General features: G+C 47.8%; 19 protein-coding genes and 1 other annotated feature. Of the genes, 2 read left to right on the top strand and 17 right to left on the bottom strand.

Features of this window, described 5'->3' with window-relative positions; genetic code table 11:
* Positions 1–51: 51 nt before the first annotated feature.
* On the top strand, positions 52–552 hold the full coding sequence (locus tag DXD92_RS00295; RefSeq protein ID WP_158581748.1) for a helix-turn-helix domain-containing protein: 501 nt from the start codon (positions 52–54) through the stop codon (positions 550–552).
* Positions 546–2,120 carry a recombinase family protein gene (locus DXD92_RS00300; RefSeq protein ID WP_118639886.1) on the top strand — a complete coding sequence of 525 codons (1,575 nt, stop codon included), beginning with the start codon at positions 546–548 and terminating at the stop codon, positions 2,118–2,120. The genes DXD92_RS00295 and DXD92_RS00300 overlap by 7 nt, the downstream gene beginning before the upstream one ends.
* Positions 2,121–2,167: 47 nt before the next feature.
* Here DXD92_RS00300 and DXD92_RS00305 read toward each other — a convergent pair whose 3' ends face one another.
* From DXD92_RS00305 to DXD92_RS00385, 17 genes are all read right to left on the bottom strand, one after another.
* Positions 2,168–3,205 carry a hypothetical protein gene (locus DXD92_RS00305; RefSeq protein WP_118639887.1) on the bottom strand — a complete coding sequence of 346 codons (1,038 nt, stop codon included), beginning with the start codon at positions 3,203–3,205 and terminating at the stop codon, positions 2,168–2,170.
* Positions 3,202–4,374: a hypothetical protein gene (locus DXD92_RS00310; RefSeq protein ID WP_117800985.1), complete on the bottom strand. Its 1,173-nt coding sequence runs from the start codon at positions 4,372–4,374 to the stop codon at positions 3,202–3,204. The genes DXD92_RS00305 and DXD92_RS00310 overlap by 4 nt, the downstream gene beginning before the upstream one ends.
* Entirely contained in the window at positions 4,371–4,904 is a 534-nt protein-coding gene (locus tag DXD92_RS00315; RefSeq protein WP_022462298.1) for a hypothetical protein, read from the bottom strand. The genes DXD92_RS00310 and DXD92_RS00315 overlap by 4 nt, the downstream gene beginning before the upstream one ends.
* A gap of 22 nt (positions 4,905–4,926) precedes the next feature.
* Positions 4,927–5,631: a SipW-dependent-type signal peptide-containing protein gene (locus DXD92_RS00320; protein WP_055266634.1), complete on the bottom strand. Its 705-nt coding sequence runs from the start codon at positions 5,629–5,631 to the stop codon at positions 4,927–4,929.
* 44 nt (positions 5,632–5,675) lie between these two features.
* Complete coding sequence (locus DXD92_RS00325) at positions 5,676–6,245, bottom strand: signal peptidase I (protein WP_117760345.1); 570 nt, start codon at positions 6,243–6,245, stop codon at positions 5,676–5,678.
* Between the two features lie 116 nt (positions 6,246–6,361).
* Positions 6,362–7,231 (bottom strand): amidohydrolase family protein, encoded by an 870-nt coding sequence (locus DXD92_RS00330; RefSeq protein WP_243104811.1) that lies wholly within the window; start codon positions 7,229–7,231, stop codon positions 6,362–6,364.
* Between the two features lie 6 nt (positions 7,232–7,237).
* Positions 7,238–7,834 carry a histidine phosphatase family protein gene (locus DXD92_RS00335; RefSeq protein ID WP_022462294.1) on the bottom strand — a complete coding sequence of 199 codons (597 nt, stop codon included), beginning with the start codon at positions 7,832–7,834 and terminating at the stop codon, positions 7,238–7,240.
* On the bottom strand, positions 7,827–8,234 hold the full coding sequence (locus tag DXD92_RS00340) for a bifunctional adenosylcobinamide kinase/adenosylcobinamide-phosphate guanylyltransferase (protein WP_022462293.1): 408 nt from the start codon (positions 8,232–8,234) through the stop codon (positions 7,827–7,829). Before DXD92_RS00340 ends, DXD92_RS00335 begins: the two co-directional genes overlap by 8 nt.
* Entirely contained in the window at positions 8,231–9,007 is a 777-nt protein-coding gene (locus tag DXD92_RS00345; RefSeq protein WP_055226435.1) for an adenosylcobinamide-GDP ribazoletransferase, read from the bottom strand. Before DXD92_RS00345 ends, DXD92_RS00340 begins: the two co-directional genes overlap by 4 nt.
* A gap of 1 nt (position 9,008) precedes the next feature.
* A complete protein-coding gene (locus tag DXD92_RS00350; RefSeq protein ID WP_118639888.1) occupies positions 9,009–9,530 on the bottom strand; it encodes a bifunctional adenosylcobinamide kinase/adenosylcobinamide-phosphate guanylyltransferase in 522 nt (173 codons plus the stop codon).
* Positions 9,531–9,547: 17 nt separating this feature from the next.
* Positions 9,548–10,597 carry a nicotinate-nucleotide--dimethylbenzimidazole phosphoribosyltransferase gene (cobT, locus tag DXD92_RS00355; RefSeq protein WP_117760346.1) on the bottom strand — a complete coding sequence of 350 codons (1,050 nt, stop codon included), beginning with the start codon at positions 10,595–10,597 and terminating at the stop codon, positions 9,548–9,550.
* A gap of 35 nt (positions 10,598–10,632) precedes the next feature.
* Positions 10,633–12,864 (bottom strand): cell wall hydrolase, encoded by a 2,232-nt coding sequence (locus tag DXD92_RS00360; protein ID WP_117509029.1) that lies wholly within the window; start codon positions 12,862–12,864, stop codon positions 10,633–10,635.
* Positions 12,865–12,945: 81 nt separating this feature from the next.
* Positions 12,946–14,430, bottom strand: a complete 1,485-nt coding sequence (gene thrC / locus DXD92_RS00365) for a threonine synthase (protein WP_055266623.1) — start codon at positions 14,428–14,430, stop codon at positions 12,946–12,948.
* Between the two features lie 209 nt (positions 14,431–14,639).
* Complete coding sequence (locus DXD92_RS00370; RefSeq protein ID WP_117804054.1) at positions 14,640–15,245, bottom strand: hypothetical protein; 606 nt, start codon at positions 15,243–15,245, stop codon at positions 14,640–14,642.
* Positions 15,246–15,260: 15 nt separating this feature from the next.
* Positions 15,261–16,922, bottom strand: a complete 1,662-nt coding sequence (locus DXD92_RS00375) for a 2-isopropylmalate synthase (RefSeq protein WP_022462286.1) — start codon at positions 16,920–16,922, stop codon at positions 15,261–15,263.
* Between the two features lie 100 nt (positions 16,923–17,022).
* Positions 17,023–17,286 (bottom strand) — a binding site (T-box leader).
* Between the two features lie 125 nt (positions 17,287–17,411).
* Positions 17,412–17,873 (bottom strand): extracellular solute-binding protein, encoded by a 462-nt coding sequence (locus DXD92_RS00380; RefSeq protein ID WP_158565809.1) that lies wholly within the window; start codon positions 17,871–17,873, stop codon positions 17,412–17,414.
* Between the two features lie 300 nt (positions 17,874–18,173).
* Positions 18,174–19,202 (bottom strand): LacI family DNA-binding transcriptional regulator, encoded by a 1,029-nt coding sequence (locus DXD92_RS00385; RefSeq protein WP_117804052.1) that lies wholly within the window; start codon positions 19,200–19,202, stop codon positions 18,174–18,176.
* Positions 19,203–19,245: the final 43 nt, after the last annotated feature.

Raw genomic sequence — 19,245 nt, forward strand, 5'->3', positions numbered from 1 at the left:
CAACTTTTATTGTATTATATAGTTGAGTTCATCAATAGAAAGGAGATCGATATGAATATAGGAGAACGTATAAGAATTTTGAGACAAAATCTCAATATGTCAATGGAAGAATTGGCAAACATCTTAGGGAAAAACAAGGCCACAATCTATCGGTATGAGAAGGGAGGAATTAATACATTACCGTTAGATATATTAAGGCCTCTTGCAGACGCTTTGCAGACTACGCCTGAATATTTGCTTGGGTGGAACGACGAAGATGCTGTAAATGTCGGCGATATTGCAAAAATGTTACGTCTTAAAAGCCATATGGGTCTGGAAGAATATTCTGAAGAAATAGGCATATCAGTCGATGACTTAAAAAAATATGAAAGCGGAGAACGGTGTATTTCTAGGAACACCATGGAAAAAATGATAAATTATTCTCCATTCAAGCAGTGGAGTGAAGAGTTTGGCGATACAGTATTCAACGATTCTGAGTACAATAAAATCGCTGAATACGCCAGATTTATGTTATATCTGAGAAAAAATAAAGGAGATGACAGTACATGTTAAAATATAATTCTGAAACGAATCTCGACTCCGATATTGACTCTGACATTGATAAATATGCCATATATCTTAGAAAATCCAGAGCAGACCTTGAAGCTGAAAAAATAGGTGATGGTGAAACCCTTGCAAGGCATAAGAAGATTCTTACCGATCTCGCGGCACGAAAAGGACTATACGTTTCAAAAATATATGAAGAAATTATTTCCGGAGAAACGATTGAGGCAAGACCTGAAATTCAAAAGCTGATACAGGATTGCTATGATGGAAAATATCGAGGAATACTTGTCGTCGAAGTTACTCGATTGTCTAGGGGAAATCAAGGCGACGCCCAGACAATAATGGACTGCTTGAAATATTCAAACTATAATAAAGGACTGCTTGTTGTGACCCCTACAAAAACGTATGACATAGTCCATTCGCAAGAAGATGAAGAATATATGGAATTTGAACTCTTCATGTCTCGCAGAGAATACAAAATGATAAAAAAGCGCCTTGAACGAGGACGAATGCAAGCCATTGTTGAAGGAAACTATATGGCATCGCATAGGCCATATGGTTATAATATAGTCAAAACAAAAACTGGAAGAACACTCATCCCAAATAAGGATGAAGCTCCAATTGTAAAACTAATTTTTGACTTAGCTGCTGACAACGTCCCTCTTCTGACCATTGCAAGGCGTTTAAAAGATATGGGGGTTCCAACATATAATGGCGACTATTATTGGTCAAGAGTTAGTGTAAAACGAATACTTGAAAATCCTGTATATATTGGAAAAGTGCGGTGGAATAATCGAACAACCATAAAAACAATGGTTGATGGCAAGATCGAAACCAGATTAACGACATTAAATAAAAATCACTATATGGAATACGATGGCAAGCATAAAAAATACGCACTAACAGACGAGGAGACATTTGCTAAAGTAAATTCAAGGCTTACGGAAACTAGAACAAAATACGACTACAAATTAGTAAACCCTTTAGCCGGTCTCCTTAGGTGCAAAAAATGTGGAAGAGTTATGAATCTCAGGACATATGATAGCAGAAAATACAACGTTTCGCCAAGGTATAACCATGACGGCTCTCCTTATTGCAAATTAAGTTCCGTCATGTATACAGATGTCATTGATACTTTAATTCGTGCCCTTGAATTATATATTGAAGATTTTAAAATCGAAATCAATAACGATTTTCAGCACGATGATACGAATATTCAAATGCAGATTCAAACATTAAAAAGAGAGGAAACGAAACTAAAGCAAAAAATAACAAAACTATTTGATTCATGGGAAAACGGAATATTAAATGATAATGAATTCATCGAAAGAAAAGTAATTAATAATGAATCATTAGAAAACATACAAAGACAAATACGTGATCTTGAAAAATCAATACCTGAAAAAATCGACTATAAAGAAAAGATCATTTTACTATCTAATGCAGTGGAAAGTCTACGAGATGATACAGTCAGTGCTAAAATTAAAAATGATTATTTGAAAGAGATCATCTCTACGATAGAATATAGTCGCGAACGTCCAGGTGAATTTATACTAGATATAGAGCTTCTCTGATACCTACTACCACATATAGTAGGTATTCTTTAACACATACATATCCATCATAAGTATCTTCCTTTCGACAGATGACAGGGAACGTTCGCTGTGTAACCAAATTCCGAAGTATTCCACGGCACAACAGTTATTCCCGTTTCCCGGGATGCTCCATGCCAGTTGTTGTACGTACTGGAAGTATCGTTTACAAAATTATCCGGCCATTTTTTCGGTGCTTTCACTCCGCCGCCGGGACCAGTTACCGCGTCGTTAGTGCCTCCATCATAGAAAATCATCGTCTGGGAATTTCCTTCAAAGGTAACTGTAACCCAGCCTTCCGAATTTTCCGGAGTTGTTCCACCGTCCGGCTCAGAGCCGCGTCTTGCCGACCAGATCGCTTCTGTTCTGGCATCGTAGACGATTCTGGCATCTGCCTCCTTCGTCAGATAGATATGTTCTGTCTCATCAGCCAGATAAAAGCCCTGCTTAAAGTCCAGATCTGAAAGTGTAAAATATCCTTTCACATTCAGCGGATTTCCTTTACTGTCGTAATAAGCAAACCGTACCTTGATCCAGAGCAGACCTTTAATATCAATGACCGGCTTATTGTGGTCAATCGCCACGACTACCGCATCCACGTCCTCATACCCTGATGGTACAACCGTGTTCTGCCAGTCTTCCAGCCAGATCCGCATCGTTACATTTTCCCCGTGGCACTCTCCAACATTCGTATATTCCGCATACATTTTTCCTTTTTTCGACTCCAGCGGCGTGAAGGAACGGAGATTACTCCATCCCTTTACATCGGCCGCCGGCCACCATGTGGAACAGCATTTCGAATGGCTCTCTCCGTTTTTGCAGAACAGATTGTCCCAGGTACTTCCATCTGTACTTCCAAAACGGATTTTTGTCTCACTTCCGATCAGCGGGGTAAAATCATATCGGCCGTCAATAACAGAGTCCGATGATACAACTTCTCCGATTCCGGCTTTCGAAAGAGAAGGAAGACTCGTAAGACTCGAAGCCAGAACATCTTCCCGAAAACAAAATCCCAACAACAGCAGAATTCCTGCGATAAACCAGAAGCTTTTCTTTGCTCTTTTCATTCTTTCCTCCTTTCAGACCGGCCCGCGGTAAGAAACAGGAAGGCTCCTGTCACGGCAATTCCAATGGGGACCGCTGCTGACGGATCGCGCAGACCTGTTTTTGGCGCGCTGTGCCAGATAGAGGGGCCTTCTTCCTGCGGCAGATCTTCTCCTTCGACAGAAAAAATCCATTTTACCCCGCTTTTCCGAAGTGCCCATTCATCTCCAAGTTCTGACGGCACACGGATTGAAAAACAGATTTCTTTCCGTTCATCTGGACTGCATATTCCAAGACTTTTTGCTGCCCATAGTCCCTCACTCTCTAAATCACCTTCATAAATCACGCTGTCTCCCTCTCGTATTTCCAGTTTCACCTTGGAAAGCAGTTCTTTTTCTGTTTCACTGAGTTCTTCCGGAAGTTCCGTCCGCAGAAAAAATTCTGCACGGCTTGCTGTCGTGTTCACCAGTGTGAACGTATCTTCCCATTCATCTCCCGGCATCAGCACTGGAAAGTTCCGAAAGAAATTGTCGGGTGCCAAGATCAGATTCCGCGCTGCTCCTTCGTACGAAACGGTGAGGAAGCTCTGCTGCGAAACCTCCGAAACGGTATTATCCGCCTCGTGGACACACTGTTCAATTTCCAGTTCTTCTCCCCACGGAGCTTCTGCCGTAAAATCCGGCGTCACATTCGCTGCCTGTACGGCCTCCGCCTGGATTTCAACGGACAGCACCTGTCCCTCCGCCTCACTGGTCCACGCAGATGGAATGGTGATTGTACGGAAAAAATCGACAGATTCCTGCTTTCCCAGCACTTTTGGATAATAATAATACTCTCCTGCTTTCAGCCAGACGTCCTCGATTCCCCCAAGGTCCTCTTCCCCCAGACGGTAATCCTGCGTTTCTTCCTCATCAAACACAGGCTTTACCCGGACATAGCATGGTTCAGCATAATTGGTGATCCGCGGAATTTTTGAAATCACCTGGGAAGGCAGTACAATGCCGTTTTCCGGTCCCTCATACTTCTTTTCTCCATCCCCGTCTTCCTCATATTCCCAGATTCCAATATTTACATCTCCGACAGCTATTTTGTTAATGGTCTCAACACTGCTCCGGTAATATGCATACGTTCCGCTGATTCCCATCAGAAGACTTGCCGCCGCACATCCGATCCTGACGCGTTTTCCTTTCATGTCTGACCACCTCTCTCATAAGCATCCCATGCCTCCCGATAGCCGTGAAATACCATATTCCCCTTCTGGATCTGCACCGATTCCTCATAGACCGAAACCTCAAGTTCTTTCTGTTCCATTTCTTTTGCAACGCGGATTCCGGTAAACAATTCCGTCGTGCTTTCGCCTTCTGAAACCGGTTTTTTGTAATAATAGTAGTCATCTTCTCCTTTTACCCAGTTTTCCGTATCAAGTCCCTCAATCGCTTCAATTGGTTCACTGAATATAAGTGCCGCACGAATATAGCAGGCAACGGAACCTTCATTTCTGATTTTTACTCTCTTTACCACACTTTTCCCTGGCGGTACGGGCGTCGGTGTCGGAAATTCTTCATCGATAGTACTTGTATTATGTCCGAACACCATACGATTCCAGACACTCTCGTGATCTGTAAAATACGCCGAAGTTCCCGGCAGCAGCCAAATGGCTGCCGCCATCGTACACCCGGCCGCACCCGCAAGGAAAAACAGCCGTTTCGTCTTTTTCTTCATCTTTTGTCCCCCAGAAAACTGCTTAAATTCCAGGTGCTTCTGTCTGTTCCGGCTCCGACTGCGGTGCCGTTACCTGCCCCTTCTGCCCATTATTCTGATTTACATACTTCTCCCAGGCCTTTGCTGCCCGCTCGGCAGCCGTACTTCCCTCACCGGTATTCAGCGCCTGGATTGCATAATAATTGATCGGAATATCGACCTCTTTTTCATCCAGCTGCCCTTCCACGATATTAGCTGCTGTCACGCTCGTAAATAAAGGATCCGTCGTTTTGCCAGCTGCAAGCACTTCATTGTAGAGATATGTATATACCATCGAATTGTTCTGTTTTTTCTTGTACATCAGCACCCATTTTTTCGAAAGCTGATTCATCGAAAACAGTTCCGTATCGACGGCTGCCCCGCCGTTTAAACGGTTTCCGGATGTATCTGCAACGATCACTTTTGCGATTGGTATGGAAACATCCATATAGACGTAAGAATCATTTTTACCTTTATTTTTGATACGCGGGTCCTTCGGAATCACCTGGGTCGGCACAATATGATTGGTCTTTCCGTCCGGATCCGGTGCGTACGATGGTTCATTTCCTTCGATATCTACTTTTCCCACAACAAACTGGTTCGTCACAGAATCCTTATCCGTCAGATACGCCAGTGTTCCGCCCGCTGCCAGGGCTCCTGTCAGAAGCAGTGATGCTGCCCAGAATACGATTTTCCGCTGTTTTTTCATAGATCAATTCCTCCTGTTTTCCTAAATAATTTTGCTAATTCTTTTTATAACTTGTTTTCCTGCATGATTTTTCTACCGTGCCAAAGCTGCCGGATTGTAAAAAGCATCACCGCTCCCACGGCCAGAAAAAAGAGTGTTCCTCTCTGCCGGAGCCAGACGATACCAAAGCCAAGCCAGGGAAGAGCTACGATCACATTCCCGATCACCTGTTTTTCCAAAACGATGCCTGCATCTTCCTCCGCGTTGGCATCCCCCTTAGTACAGTATCCTTCCTCGCTCTTTTCCACGATCCGGTGTGTCACCACCATATTTCCTCTCCGGTAGGTAATCACATCCCCCGGATTCCATTCCTTCTTCCGTCCATCCACAACCACAACAGATCCCGTCGGGATCTCCGGTTCCATGGACCCGGACAGTACGACATAGGCGCAGAAATACTGCATCAGATACCATCCCGCCGCCAGAAAAAGGAAGGAAAGAAAGCCCTGCAGCCCCAGTTTTCCTTTTGCTTTCATTTGCTCCCTTCCGTCGATGCGGACATCCAGACTGTCATTTTTGCACGCAAAAAACAGAGGATAGCATTTACCCTCTGTCTCAGAATATCCCTGTTTCATTTTCTCTAAAGTTCTTGTAAAAGTGATTTAAACTTACCATAGTCCGGGCGAAAGCGCAAGCATTGTCTGCCCGTTTAATTCTAAATTTTTTCTAAAGCCTGAAACGCAGAAAATTTTCAGAACTTTTCCCGGATCTTTTTTTCTCCAAACGCAAGCCGCTTTTCCAGCTCCTGCCCATTTTCTGCCCCAAGGATTTTTCGCATTACACGCTCTTCTTCCCGGATTCCTTTTCCGTGAAGTACGCCGTATGCGCCGGCATCACTTCCCGCCGCAAGCACAACGTCCTTTTCAAATGCGAGCTGCAGACCTTTTTTCTGCGTCTCAAAAATCCACGCCAGCGTTTCAGCCGGATATCTGCCGTTCTCCAGAAGATTCGAAACCGTCACAATTGTCGGCACCCAGATTGTTGCATGCTCTGCCATACAGCAGATGCTCTCTTCATTCTGAAAGTTCCCGTGCTCAACCGAGTCCACGCCTGCCTCTGCCGCATCCATCACAGCCTGTGCGCCGTTCACATGCGCCATCACAGAAAGCCCCGCATCATGCGCCGCAGCTGTCATTGCAAAAACCTCTTCCCTGGAAAGCGGCTCACTGGTCACATGCCCCTTTGTCGCGAAATCCAGGATTCCCGTCGTCATGATCTTGATAAAATCTCCGCCCGCACGGCGTACTTCACGCACAAGCGCGCAATACTCTTTCCCGTCTGAAAATGCGCGTCCGACAATTTTTCCATAACGGCCCGCCCTGTGAATCGCAAAAACCGGTGTGCGGTATGTGATCCCGTACTCCGGCGCAAGGCTCCGTGCAAGAACACCCGCCCCGTACGGATCTCCGCCGTCACGCACATAGGAAATCCCTGCCTTCTGATACGCCGCCAGATGTTCCCGGATCAGATCCTCCCGCGGGCCGTTTTCATGCGCTGCCGCCGCCTTTTTGTAATCCACACCGTCCATAAAAATATGGGCATGGCATTCTGCTGTCACCATTTTTGTTTACCGCCTTATCTCCGATTCCACCACAGCTTCTCTGCGGCCCATTTTCCAGTTCTGCTCCGAGAGATACAGATGATATCCACAGCCGTTTTCTACTCGCCAGTCATAGTAACTCTTCTGTGGCACGCCGTACTGCTCAAGGATACTCATGATCGTGCCTCCGTGCACCACCATCGCCACGTTACGGTAATGGCGGCGGATACACGTATCCACCATCTTGTCAAAGCCGGCGATGCAGCGGTCCTTGAACTGCTGCGGGCTCTCACCGCCCGGAAAGGCAAGCGTCGCCATGGAATCAATCCACTCCTGGTATTTCGGATTATCTTTTAATTCCTGATAATTTTTGTTCTCAAACTCACCAAAATTGCACTCTGCAAATTCCGGGATTTTGACCTGTTTGGCATACGGATACAGAATGTCTGCCGTTTCCAGACACCGTTTCAGCGGGCTGACGAACAGAAGCTCAACGGTATCCATCGTCCGCTGTTCCAGCTCTTTTTTCCCTTCCTCACACAGTGGTTCATCCGTCACGCCGATATACCGTCCTAATGTATTGCCATAGGTTTTTCCATGGCGGATCATTGCAATTTTAATCATGTTTTTCCTCACCTTTCAGCAGGATTCCGATTCCGCACACCACACGGGTTACCGAATCAGCCTTTGCTGCCAGCTCCGTACAGATGCGCCCCGTCTTTTCCCGCCATTTCCGGTCGAAGGGTTCGATCGGAACCACTCCGTAACCGAGTTCATTCGTAACAATGCAGATTTCCGGATTTTTCTGCAGCAGTTCTTCCAGTTCTGCTTCCGGTGCAGTCCCGGTCTCCTCTTCCAGAAGGAGCCATCTGCGGACCAGTTCCTGAAAATCATATACGCCGGAACATGCCGACAGCTCCTCTTTCGAAACTGCTGCCCCATCGGCCCATCCTGTTTCTTTTCCGGTCATCTTCTTTGCAAAGTCAAGCTTTCCCTGAAAAGCCCCTCCAATTACTAATTTCATTTCCAGTTCTCCATTCCAAGAGAAAGTACCACAAGAGACAGGAGCTGTGCCAGCTCACAGAGCGAAAGGAAATAGCCTGCGAGATCTCCTGTAATTCCTCCAAAATACTTACTGCTTTTCCATTTATAATAACAGAATACCAGTGCCGATACAACCAGTACATCCAGTGCCGCCCAGACGCAGAACGAAGCTGAGAGCGCCGTCACGGCAAAAATCGTCACAACAAGCACCGCCGCCGTTCTTTTTTTCTCTGCGCTCATGCCAAACGCTGCCGCTGTTCCTTTCGGATTGGCATTTGGAAAAAACGCGATCGAAAGACCGCTGAACGATCTCGAAACTGCGAAGCCAAATGCATACGCCGGAAAAATCTTCCAGACAAGTTCTCCGGCTGCGCCCGCGTACAGTACAAAATACAGACATCCCATAATAATCGCAAATGCTCCGGCGTGCGGGTCTTTTAAGATTTCCAGTCGGCGCTGTTTTTCTCTCCAGGAACTTAACGCATCCATCGTATCCAGATAGCCGTCGAGGTGAATGCCGCCCGTCACCAGAACCGGAACTGCCGTCAGCACTGCAGCCCGCAGCATGCTTCCCGCGCCAATCTGCTGCAGCAGCCAGAAAAGCACCGCCGAAACTGCACCGACAGCCAGTCCGACCCACGGAAAGAAACACAACGCATATTTCATGTTCTCTTTTTCCCAGTCTGCCGGCGGCATCGGGATTTTCGAGTACATGGCAAACGCCACTTTAAAATTATTCCATATCGTTTTCATCTTATTCTTTTTTTATTCTGACGGGAATCCCATACACAACCTCGGTCACACAGTCCGCCATCTCTGCCAGACGTACATTAATGTTTCCCAGGATCTGCTGGTATTCCATCGTCTCCTCCTCATATCGGTATCCGTCCGAAAAAATTTCATTCGTCACCAGAACCAGATTCCGCGCCTGATTGGCCAGACGGGAAACGCCCGCAAGAATTTCCTCCTCCGTCCGCGCTTTTCCCGCCCCGGATGGATCAAATATTTCATTTGCCGTGAGATTCGACATACATTCGAGCAGCACATCGCTTCCCGGTTCCAGCTCCACTTCTTTTAAATTCGTATAACACTCAATCGTCGAAAACTTCTTTGCCGCGCGCATCTTCCGGTGGCGTGCAATACGCGCCTGCCCTTCCGCACCGAACGGCTGCATCGTTGCGATATAAACCCTCCGTGTTCCGCCAAAATCCAGAATACACTGCTCCGCATACGCCGATTTTCCGCTGCCGCTGCCGCCTGTAACCAGATGTATCATCGTTTCACCTGCCTTTTTTAAGTCAGCGGCACATACGTTTCGATCTGTGCCTCGTCAAATGTCGCCATGCCGCGGTATACGGCATTTGCCTGATCCAGAATCGGGAAAAGCATGATGGCGCCCGTTCCCTCGCCCAGACACATATCGCAGTGCAGGAAGGCTTCTTTTCCAAGCTCTGCAAGCAGCAGATGCGCCGCCGGCTCCTTCGATACGTGCGAAGCGATCATATAGTCCTTTGCAAACGGTGCAATCCGTGCAGCAAGAAGCGCTGCCACACAGGAAATAAAGCCGTCCATCACAACCGGAACGCCATGTGCAGCCCCTGCAAGAAAGACACCCGCCATGCCGGCAATGTCAAAACCGCCGACCTTTGCCAGCACATCGATGGGATCGGACGGATCCGGCTGATTGATGGCAATTGCTTTTTCAATCGCTGCAATTTTCCGCGCAAGACCTTCACTCGAAAGCCCGGCGCCCCGTCCCGTCAGTTCCGGAACCGGCTGATTCAGGAAAACGGCTGCCATTGCACTGCTCGTCGTCGTATTTCCAATGCCCATCTCACCGGTTGCCATCAGCTGATAGCCCGCCGCAATTTTTTCTTCCGCCACGGCGATTCCTGTTTCAAGCGCACGAACGGCCTCTTCCCTTGTCATCGCCGGACCTTTTGCCATATTTTTTGTTCCATACGCAACTTTATACCGCGGAACCTTCGTATCGCGCGCCATTCCGATATCAATCGGAAACAGATCCGCATGCGCACTGCGGCAGAGAATGGCTGCTGTCGCCTTCTCCTGCAGAAAATTTTCCGCAACTGTCGCTGTCACTTCCTGACCGCTCTGCGTCACGTTTTCTTCCACAACGCCATTGTCCGCACAGAACGTCAGAAGTGCTCTTTTTTCAATCGAAATCTCCTCTTTTCCGGTGATTCCGGCAATCTGGATGAGCACGTCCTCCAGCTTTCCGAGGCTGTGGAGCGGCTTTGCAATGCCGTCCCAGTGAGCCTTGGCACGATCCATCGCCTCTTTCGAAAGCGGATGGATCTGTTCGATTGTTTCCTGTAATGTCATCTTTTGTTCGCCCCTTCTTTCGATATGACGTCCGATCAGCTCTGTTTTTTCACCCAGTTCACAAAGAAAATATGGGAATCTTCCCGCGCTGTTCCGCTGGAAGTTGTCCATTTATAGGTGTATGTATATGTCACACATTTTTCTTTATCCATATTCAGATTTTTAAATGCTTTCGGAGTCATGAAATATAGATAATCAAAATCATCTCTCGTATCGCCAAAGCCCGGGATCACACGCTTTGTGCCGTTCTTCAGATATGCATCCATGATCGACTGGGATTCATCCACTGCACCGTAGGCTCCATTATTTTTCAGCTGATTGATAATCGAACTGCTCTGCTCCGCAATTCCCGTCAGATAGTTTGTCAGACTTCCGTTCCGCGCCGGTTCAAACTGCTGCTGTTTATAAATCGCGGTGCGGAGCGAAATATTCTGTGCCGCCATCCGGTTCCGGATGACCATCGCAACTGCCGTCATACCTGTTTTTCTCTGGACACCCGCCTCCGCACTGCAGATAGCCGCAAAGAAATCACGGTCACTCACAGACGGATCCGTGTAATACTGATGCTCCATCGTATAATATTTTCCGCTTACGCTGTCCTTTGCACGCACATACTGGCTCGAGCCGAGAATGCACACTCCGTTTTCGTCAAAGCTGTAGTACCAGTTGCTGCTGTTCTTTTTCAGCAGAGCGTAATACGATTTTACCATCTTTCCGTCGCTTCCAAAGTAATACCAGCCCGTCTGCGGATCACCGCTTACCATCCGTTTCTGTGCATTGAGCCACTGGTTCTTTGCCATGCCTCCCCAGTCTTTAAAGTAATAGGAAGCGCCGTTAATAGTCCGCTCTCCCGTCACCATCACGCCGTTGGCATCGGCATAGTAACTGTTGTTTAAATGCGTAAAGAAGGTATTGCGGTACATCGCACCATTTTCCCGGAAGTAATACCACTGGTTCTCTTTCGAAAGCCAGCCCGTCACCATCTTTCCATCCGCATCGGCATAATACGTTTCACCGCCAAGCTGGAAAAAGGTACTACGGTACATGCCGCCCCAGCCCCGGAAATAATAATACGTACCATTGATTTTCTGCCAGCCGGTTACCATCTTTCCATCTGCATTCACACGATATGTATTGTTGTCATATTCAAAAAAGCGGTCAAAATACTGCTCTCCGGTTTCATCAAAATAGTAATATGTACTGCCCTGCTGCAGCCAGCCGACGGTCAGTTTTCCATCTGCAGCCGCATGGCAGACACTCGTTCCGTTTTTGATGAATGCATTCTGATACATGCCGCCCCAGTCCTTGAAATAGTACCAGTCACCGTCGATCTGTTTTTTTCCGACAGCCATCTTTCCGTTCTCATCGGCATAGTAAAGTGCACTTCCTGTCGGTGCTTTGAAAAAGGTGCTGCGGTACATGCCGCCCCAGCTTCGGAAATAATACCAGGTTCCATCCTGCAGCAGCCAGCCGGTCGTCATCTTTCCATCCGTATCAACATGATAAATATTATTTTTATGCGTCAGAAAGGTGTTTTGTGCCATGCCGCCCCAGCTTCGGAAGTAATACCAGATCCCGTCAATCTGTTCGAACCCGGATGCCATTTTTCCATCCGCATCAACATAATACGTATTCTTGTCATACTCAAAAAAACGATTCCGGTACATCGCGCCCTGATCATCAAAATAATAATACACATCATCGATCAGTTTCCAGCCGGTCGCCATTTTTCCGTCCGCATCAGAATAATACGGTACATTTTTCACGGTGTAAAAGGCATCCCGGTAAACACCGCCCCAGCTTTGGAAATAATACCAGGCTCCATCAAGTTTTTTCCAGCCGACCGCCATTTTTCCGTCATTATTCAGGTAGTAACGGTTCTTGTCGTACTCTCTCCAGGCTCCTTTGACAATGGTACCATCCGGATCCTTAAAATACCAGATCCCGTTCTCATTCACCCATGGGTAATAGCTTCCAGCCTGCACGGATACCGCCGTCTCTTCGGGATTTCCGCTCTGTACTTCTGCCGCCGGAAGATCCGAGGCGGCATTTTCCGCTGTCGAATCCGGCGTCTCCGTTTCTGTCATCTCCGGCGTATTTTCGTCTGTGGTTTCCGCCTCCGATGTTTCTTCTGTTTCTTCCTGTGTAACAGCAGAAGCCTCATTTACCAGACTCTGCTCTGTGCCTGCTCCAAATACGTTCGCAGCACTGACAGCGGTTGTCACGCAGGTTGCCGCCAGTACTCCCCTGATTACTTTATTTTTCATTATTTATTCTTCTCTCCCTGCAAAAACAGGCAAAGCCTGCTGTGTGCTCTGCCTGTTTTAAAATTCTGCTCCTGCTTTATCTTATTTCAAAAACGCCCGAACAGTCTCCGGCATCTGATCTACATCACACTCTGTCGTATGAAGCACCGGTGCAGTACGGATTTCTTCGATCGCACGCGGAATCTCGGTATTGGCAAGTGCAGACAGCTTGTCTACCTGCTCCAGTACTGGAAGGGTGTCATACTCCGGTGCAATCGCTGCAAGAACGCTGCTTGTAAATTTATACGGGCTTGCGGTAGATGCGATGACGGTCTTGGTTTCGTCATAGGTTTCCTCGCGGTATTTTCCGTATACAGCCGCTGCAACCGCGGTATGGGTATCAATCACATATCCGGTATCGCTGTACAGTTTTGCAATCGCGTCTGCTGTCTCCTGTTCGGATGCATAATTGCCGTAGAAGTCTGCCAGCTCTTTTTTCATCGCATCGGTGATCTCATATTTTCCGTCCTTTGCAAGATCCTGCATCAGCTCGCGGTCTGCTGCTTCGCTGTTTCCGGCGATGCGGTAGATCAGACGCTCCAGATTGCTCGAGATCAGGATATCCATGGACGGTGATGTTGTCAGAATAAAGTCTCTGTTTCTGTCGTAAACGCCGGTGCGGAAGAAGTCAAACAGAACTTTGTTCTCATTGGAAGCGCAGATCAGTTTTGCGATCGGCAGTCCCATCTGTTTTGCATAGAATGCAGCGAGAATATTTCCGAAGTTTCCGGTCGGAACGGTTACATTGATCTTTTCTCCGTCTGCAATCTCTCCGTTTTTCACCAGGTTTGCGTAAGCATATACGTAGTAGACGACCTGCGGAACGAGTCTTCCGATGTTGATCGAGTTTGCAGAGCTGAACTGGAAACCTTTATCTGCCAGCTCTTTTCCAAGCTCTTTGTCGTTAAACATTTTCTTCACGCCGGTCTGTGCGTCGTCGAAGTTTCCGTGGATGGCTACAACGTGGGTGTTCTTGCCCTTCTGTGTTACCATCTGTTTTTCCTGAATCGGGCTTACGCCGTTCTTCGGGTAAAATACAATAATTCTGGTACCCGGCACATCTGCAAAGCCTGCCATTGCTGCTTTTCCGGTATCTCCCGATGTAGCAGTTAAGATGACGATCTCATTTTTCACGCCGTTTTTCTTTGCGGCGGTCGTCATCAGATGCGGCAGAATGGAAAGTGCCATGTCCTTGAACGCGATCGTTGCGCCGTGGAACAGCTCCAGATAGTAAACACCGTCTGCTTTTGTCAGCGGTGCAATTTCCTCTGTGTCAAATTTCGCATCGTATGCGTTTGCAATACAGTTTTTCAGTTCATCTTCTGTAAAGTCGGTAAGAAAACGGCTCATTACCTCGTATGCTACTTCCTGATAGCTCATAGCCGCAAGTTTTTCCATGGGAACATCCAGTGCTGGAATGGAGGTCGGTACAAATAATCCGCCGTCGTCGGACAGACCCTTTAAGATTGCCCGGGATGCAGTTACGGTTTCTCCATTGCCTCTGGTACTTTTGTATAATACTTCCATGCTCTTTCTCTCCTTCACTTTGACTCCCGGCAGAGCCTCTCTGACTCCTGGCCGGATACGTTTCAGATTAGTTTTACCTGTACGCTTCCTTTTATTATAATGGATGAAGTATGAAAAAACAACAAAAATATACAAAAAATGACTGTGCACAAAAATGCACAGCCATTTTCCACCATTCTGCCAAAATATTTTTTGTCAGAATGTATGATTTAATTTTCGTCGGACTCCTCCGTTTTTGCTTCGCCGTCTTCTAAAGCCGGAGCTTCCCTTTCTGTCTCCTCGAGTGCGAGTGCCTCTTCCTCTTTTTCCGCATTCTCTGCGATTCTATCTTCCGCCCAGGTCACAAACGCTGCCGCGTCTCCGATTTCAAAGCGTTTCTTATCGAGAAAGGTGCTTCTGCCTCCGATGGTGATGCGGATAAAGTTGTCAAACTCCGTCACCTTTGTCAGCTCTTCGAGCGGAATATCAGTGCTTCTGCCCTCTTTTTCGTATGTCATTGTGAGCACCTGCTCAGTAAAACGAAGGGTACGTTCTCCAAGGAGTCCTCTCTTTTTGCATTTTTTCATCTGTGAACGTGCCATCAGATTCGGCAGAAACGTACACAGAAGTGCCATCAGAATGGAGATTCCAAGATTGAAGAAGTCTCCCGGCATGATAAATCCCCGCGCTGCTGCACCGTAGATCATAAAAGCGATCGCAGCCACAACAGCAATCCCTGTAATGATCCGCAGTACCAGACGTACTTTTTTTATCTCGGTGCCGTAAATCTCCACAAACATTCCTTTGGTGTATTCAATTTTGTTTTTAAACAGCATATGCTCTCTCTTTTCTTATCGGTTGTTGATTGCAGTTACCAGCGCGTCGATGGAAGCGCGGATGATATCCGGATCTACGCCTGCGCCCCAGGAAAGGATTCCGTCCGGCTTTTTGATGCCGACGTAGGCAATTGCCTGTGCACTTGAGCTCTGCTCCAGCGCGTGCTCCGTATAGCTGACCAGATCATACTGCAGATTGTACTGCTGTTTCAGCGCGTTGCTGACAGCATTCAGACGGCCGTTTCCTTCTGCATATACAGTTGCATACTCACCGCCCTCGTAATTGGAGGTAACCTGTGCTTCAATTCTGCCCTCATCGAGCTGTTTAAAGTGAACGCCGTTGATGTTGTACGGTGTCGTTACGTTCTCGAAGGTATCTTTAAAGAGTTCAAAGATCTCATCCGGACGCAGCTCTTTATGCAGATGATCGGAAACGGATTTTGCGGTATAGCTCATAGCCTCGCGCATCTTCGCCGGCAGATTCAGGCCGTATTTCGTCTCCAGAATATAGCCGACACCGCCCTTTCCAGACTGGCTGTTGATGCGGATGACGTCTGCATCGTAGTTTCTTCCGATATCGGTCGGATCGATCGGCAGATACGGAACGGTCCAGGTATCCGGTGCTTTCTCCTCGATCCAGTGCATGCCTTTTGCGATCGCATCCTGATGGGAACCGGAGAAGGCTGCAAATACGAGAGATCCGCAGTACGGGCTTCTCGGGTTGATGCTCATACCGGTGAAGGATTCAAATGCATGGCAGAGTTTCGGCATATCGGAGAAGTCAAGCTCCGGATCGACGCCCTGCATGTACATGTTCATGCCGACCGTGATAATATCCACGTTTCCGGTTCTCTCGCCGTTTCCGAACAGCGTTCCCTCGATACGGTCTGCTCCGGCAAGGATACCCATCTCTGCATCGGAAACGCCGCAGCCGCGGTCATTGTGCGGATGAAGGGAAAGAACGACATTATCGCGGTATTTCAGGTTTTTGCTCATGTATTCCACCTGGCTTGCATAAACGTGCGGCATGGAAAGCTCCACGGTGCTCGGCAGGTTGATGATGGCTTTGCGGTCTGCAGTCGGCTGCCATACGTCGAGAACGGCGTTGCACACCTCAAGCGCATATTCCGGCTCGGTTCCGGTAAAGCTCTCCGGGCTGTACTCGAAGCGGTATTTCTCGCCGGCCTCTTCTGTCAGCTCTTTTAAGAGCTTTGCTCCCTCAACGGCGATTTTCAGGATGTCTTCTTTCGATTTTTTGAAGACCTGCTGACGCTGTGCATAGGAAGTGGAATTGTAAACGTGAACGATGGCATTCTTGCAGCCCTTTAATGCCTCGAAGGTCTTGCGGATGATATGCTCTCTCGCCTGGGTCAGAACCTGAACGGTTACGTCATCCGGGATCAGATCCTGCTCGATCAGGGTGCGAAGGAATTCGTACTCGGTCTCAGATGCTGCCGGGAAGCCGACCTCGATCTCTTTGAAACCAACCTCGACGAGGAGTTTGAAGAATTCTACCTTCTGCTCCAGGCTCATCGGAATTACAAGTGCCTGGTTTCCGTCACGAAGGTCAACGCTGCACCATACCGGTGCTTTGTCAATGCTGTCTTTTTCTGCCCAGTCCATGCACGGAACCGGCGGCATATAATACTGTTTCTGATACTTCTTTACATTCATCATGATTTTTTCCTCCCAGAAAGTGAAATACAATTTATTCTGCCGACATAAATTCGGGATGAAAGCATAAAAAAATCTCTCATCTTCTGTGTCGGCTTCTGACACAAGAGACGAAAGACTTGATATCTTACGCGGTACCACTCCTGTTTTACAGAGATTTTCTCTGTACACTCTGCGGATACGGATGAAACATCTGCATATCCTGCCCTTCTAACGGTGGGTTTCCGTCTGCACCTACTCTTTTTATTCTAAATTTGGGAGCAGCGGCTCTGAGGTCAGTTCCACGGAATTCGTCTGCTGTTTCGCATCACCCAACAGCTTTCTGGATTCGGAAGCTCCATGTAGTATTCCTCTTCTTTGCCTTTTTCCTAACTTGGCTCTTATGTTACCATTTTTCTCCATCTCTGTCAAGCGCAAAACGCAGGATTCCGTAAAAATACACCCGCCGGAAAGGAGGCTCCGGCGGGTGCTCTAACACATGATTTCGTTGTTTTATTTGTTGTACTCTTCCAGGTATTTCTGGTAATCCTCTACCTGTTTTCCGTGGATTTTCTTGAGCTCATCCAGCTCATCCAGTGTAGTCGGAACAGCCAGTCCTAAGTTGTCCAGCCAGTCTTTCCGGATCCACAGAGTCTCACATGCCGGCTCTGCAACGTCGCCCGGGATACGGTAAATTCCGTTGTCTCCGGATGCATAGAACATAACGCCAGGATCTACGCTGTTGTAGTAGTCAACCATGTTGGTGTATTTCTTCATATACGGAGAAACATCCATCAGAAGGCCTGCGTCTACCCATTTCGTATAGTCAGCTTCCATGTTCCACCACCAGATGATGTCCGGTCGCTGTGTCTCATCGCCCATCAGAAGGGAAATTTTGGATGTTGCATCCGACCAGCCCGGCAGTGCGATGATATCGATATCCAGGTTGCAGCGGTCCTCCGTCCATTCCTGCATTTCGCTCTCTCCCTTCCTTCCGGCGATATAATGCATTATTTTGCACTATTATTTTTTAATGTGTGATATTAACGAGGTTTTTATTCTTGCGTTTTTGTCATTTTTGTTCAGTTTAGCTTTCCTTAAATGCACCATTTTGCATTATTAATTAGTGTTTTTCTACATGGCATTTATGCACGAATTTGAATCATCGCAAAAAGGGAGCCGGAAACGCCCCGGCAGACGGTTTTTCTTCTCGTCCGCCGGGGCGTCCCTGGCTTTCTTTCTTTGTTCACTTTTTCCTGTTTTTTCTATTTCTTTCTATCCCTGGCGCTTGCACGAGGAACGGCGCACCACAACCTCCCCCGAAACGAGAATCCGTTCTTTCGGCGCTTCCGGGTGCTCCTCCCGCCATAAAAATTCATGCACCATACGGCGGCCAAGCCACTTCGTATCGACATGAACGGTTGAGAAGAACGGATACAGCATCCGGTCCTCATCATCATCAAATCCGGTCAGTGCCACATCCTCCGGCACGCGCACGCCGATTTTCCGGAAGGATTCTGTCAATCTTTTGGCGATCATATCGTTGCCGCAGACAATCGCTTCCGGCAGTGTATCGTAGCTCGCCACAATCTTGTCAAAATTTTCCGGGTAATAAAAATGATCGCTCTCCATATTGGGGCGCACAAGCTCCTCATCGAGCGGAATGCCCGCCTGTTCCATCGCTGCAAGGAAACCGACATACCGGTCATGCATCGACTCATACGTGCTGCTGTGCTCACTTAGGAAACCGATCCGCGTCATGCCCTGCCCGATCAGATGGGACGTCAGAAGACTCACCGGCTGCACACCGTCCACACGCACGATATCGCCCATCGGCCGCTGTTCGATGCCGCAGTAATGGTCGAGCTGAAAGATGCGGTAACCCAGATTTACCAGTTTCTGCATATATTCCGGCGGCAGCATTTTAATGCAGAAGATCGCATCGATATTTTCATTCAGGCCGAGCGGCAGAATGCCGTTCTCCTCCTCCCGCTCCGTCACGACCGCAACGCGCGTCTGACAGTTATTGAGGCTCGCCTCCTCGGAGATGCCGCTCACGACACGGTCCCAATAAACAGCGGCATCCCGCGTACGCAGAACCATAATATTGTAATGCTTCTCCTGCGGTGCCCGAACTTCTTCCACATATACATTTTCGCCCAGATAGCCATTTCTTTTCGCCATCCGAAGAACTCTCTCCCGCGTCACCGGAGCTACCTTCGGATCATCCTTTAATGCCATGGCAACCGTATTCCGGGACAGTCCCAGCTCCTTTGCCATACTCTGTATCGTTACTTTCCCCATAACTTCCTCCCTGTTTTTTCTGCGCAATTCATTTTTCTTCCGC

This window comes from Blautia sp. TM10-2, from assembly GCF_003480845.1.
Lineage (GTDB): Bacteria > Bacillota > Clostridia > Lachnospirales > Lachnospiraceae > Fusicatenibacter > Fusicatenibacter saccharivorans.

What these genes read in the sequence shown, in the direction of transcription:
- DXD92_RS00300 (WP_118639886.1), top strand. Translation starts at nt 546, where the DNA reads ATGTTAAAATATAATTCTGAAACGAATCTCGACTCCGATATTGACTCT.
- DXD92_RS00380 (WP_158565809.1), bottom strand. Translation starts at nt 17,873, where the DNA reads ATGCAGGAATGGACGGAGGACCGCTGCAACCTGGATATCGATATCATC.
- thrC (WP_055266623.1), bottom strand. Translation starts at nt 14,430, where the DNA reads ATGGAAGTATTATACAAAAGTACCAGAGGCAATGGAGAAACCGTAACT.
- DXD92_RS00375 (WP_022462286.1), bottom strand. Translation starts at nt 16,922, where the DNA reads ATGATGAATGTAAAGAAGTATCAGAAACAGTATTATATGCCGCCGGTT.
- DXD92_RS00335 (WP_022462294.1), bottom strand. Translation starts at nt 7,834, where the DNA reads ATGATTAAAATTGCAATGATCCGCCATGGAAAAACCTATGGCAATACA.
- DXD92_RS00345 (WP_055226435.1), bottom strand. Translation starts at nt 9,007, where the DNA reads ATGAAAACGATATGGAATAATTTTAAAGTGGCGTTTGCCATGTACTCG.
- DXD92_RS00330 (WP_243104811.1), bottom strand. Translation starts at nt 7,231, where the DNA reads ATGGTGACAGCAGAATGCCATGCCCATATTTTTATGGACGGTGTGGAT.
- DXD92_RS00315 (WP_022462298.1), bottom strand. Translation starts at nt 4,904, where the DNA reads ATGAAGAAAAAGACGAAACGGCTGTTTTTCCTTGCGGGTGCGGCCGGG.
- DXD92_RS00295 (WP_158581748.1), top strand. Translation starts at nt 52, where the DNA reads ATGAATATAGGAGAACGTATAAGAATTTTGAGACAAAATCTCAATATG.
- DXD92_RS00310 (WP_117800985.1), bottom strand. Translation starts at nt 4,374, where the DNA reads ATGAAAGGAAAACGCGTCAGGATCGGATGTGCGGCGGCAAGTCTTCTG.
- DXD92_RS00350 (WP_118639888.1), bottom strand. Translation starts at nt 9,530, where the DNA reads ATGATACATCTGGTTACAGGCGGCAGCGGCAGCGGAAAATCGGCGTAT.
- DXD92_RS00305 (WP_118639887.1), bottom strand. Translation starts at nt 3,205, where the DNA reads ATGAAAAGAGCAAAGAAAAGCTTCTGGTTTATCGCAGGAATTCTGCTG.
- DXD92_RS00370 (WP_117804054.1), bottom strand. Translation starts at nt 15,245, where the DNA reads ATGCTGTTTAAAAACAAAATTGAATACACCAAAGGAATGTTTGTGGAG.
- DXD92_RS00340 (WP_022462293.1), bottom strand. Translation starts at nt 8,234, where the DNA reads ATGAAATTAGTAATTGGAGGGGCTTTTCAGGGAAAGCTTGACTTTGCA.
- cobT (WP_117760346.1), bottom strand. Translation starts at nt 10,597, where the DNA reads ATGACATTACAGGAAACAATCGAACAGATCCATCCGCTTTCGAAAGAG.
- DXD92_RS00320 (WP_055266634.1), bottom strand. Translation starts at nt 5,631, where the DNA reads ATGAAAAAACAGCGGAAAATCGTATTCTGGGCAGCATCACTGCTTCTG.
- DXD92_RS00360 (WP_117509029.1), bottom strand. Translation starts at nt 12,864, where the DNA reads ATGAAAAATAAAGTAATCAGGGGAGTACTGGCGGCAACCTGCGTGACA.
- DXD92_RS00385 (WP_117804052.1), bottom strand. Translation starts at nt 19,202, where the DNA reads ATGGGGAAAGTAACGATACAGAGTATGGCAAAGGAGCTGGGACTGTCC.
- DXD92_RS00325 (WP_117760345.1), bottom strand. Translation starts at nt 6,245, where the DNA reads ATGAAACAGGGATATTCTGAGACAGAGGGTAAATGCTATCCTCTGTTT.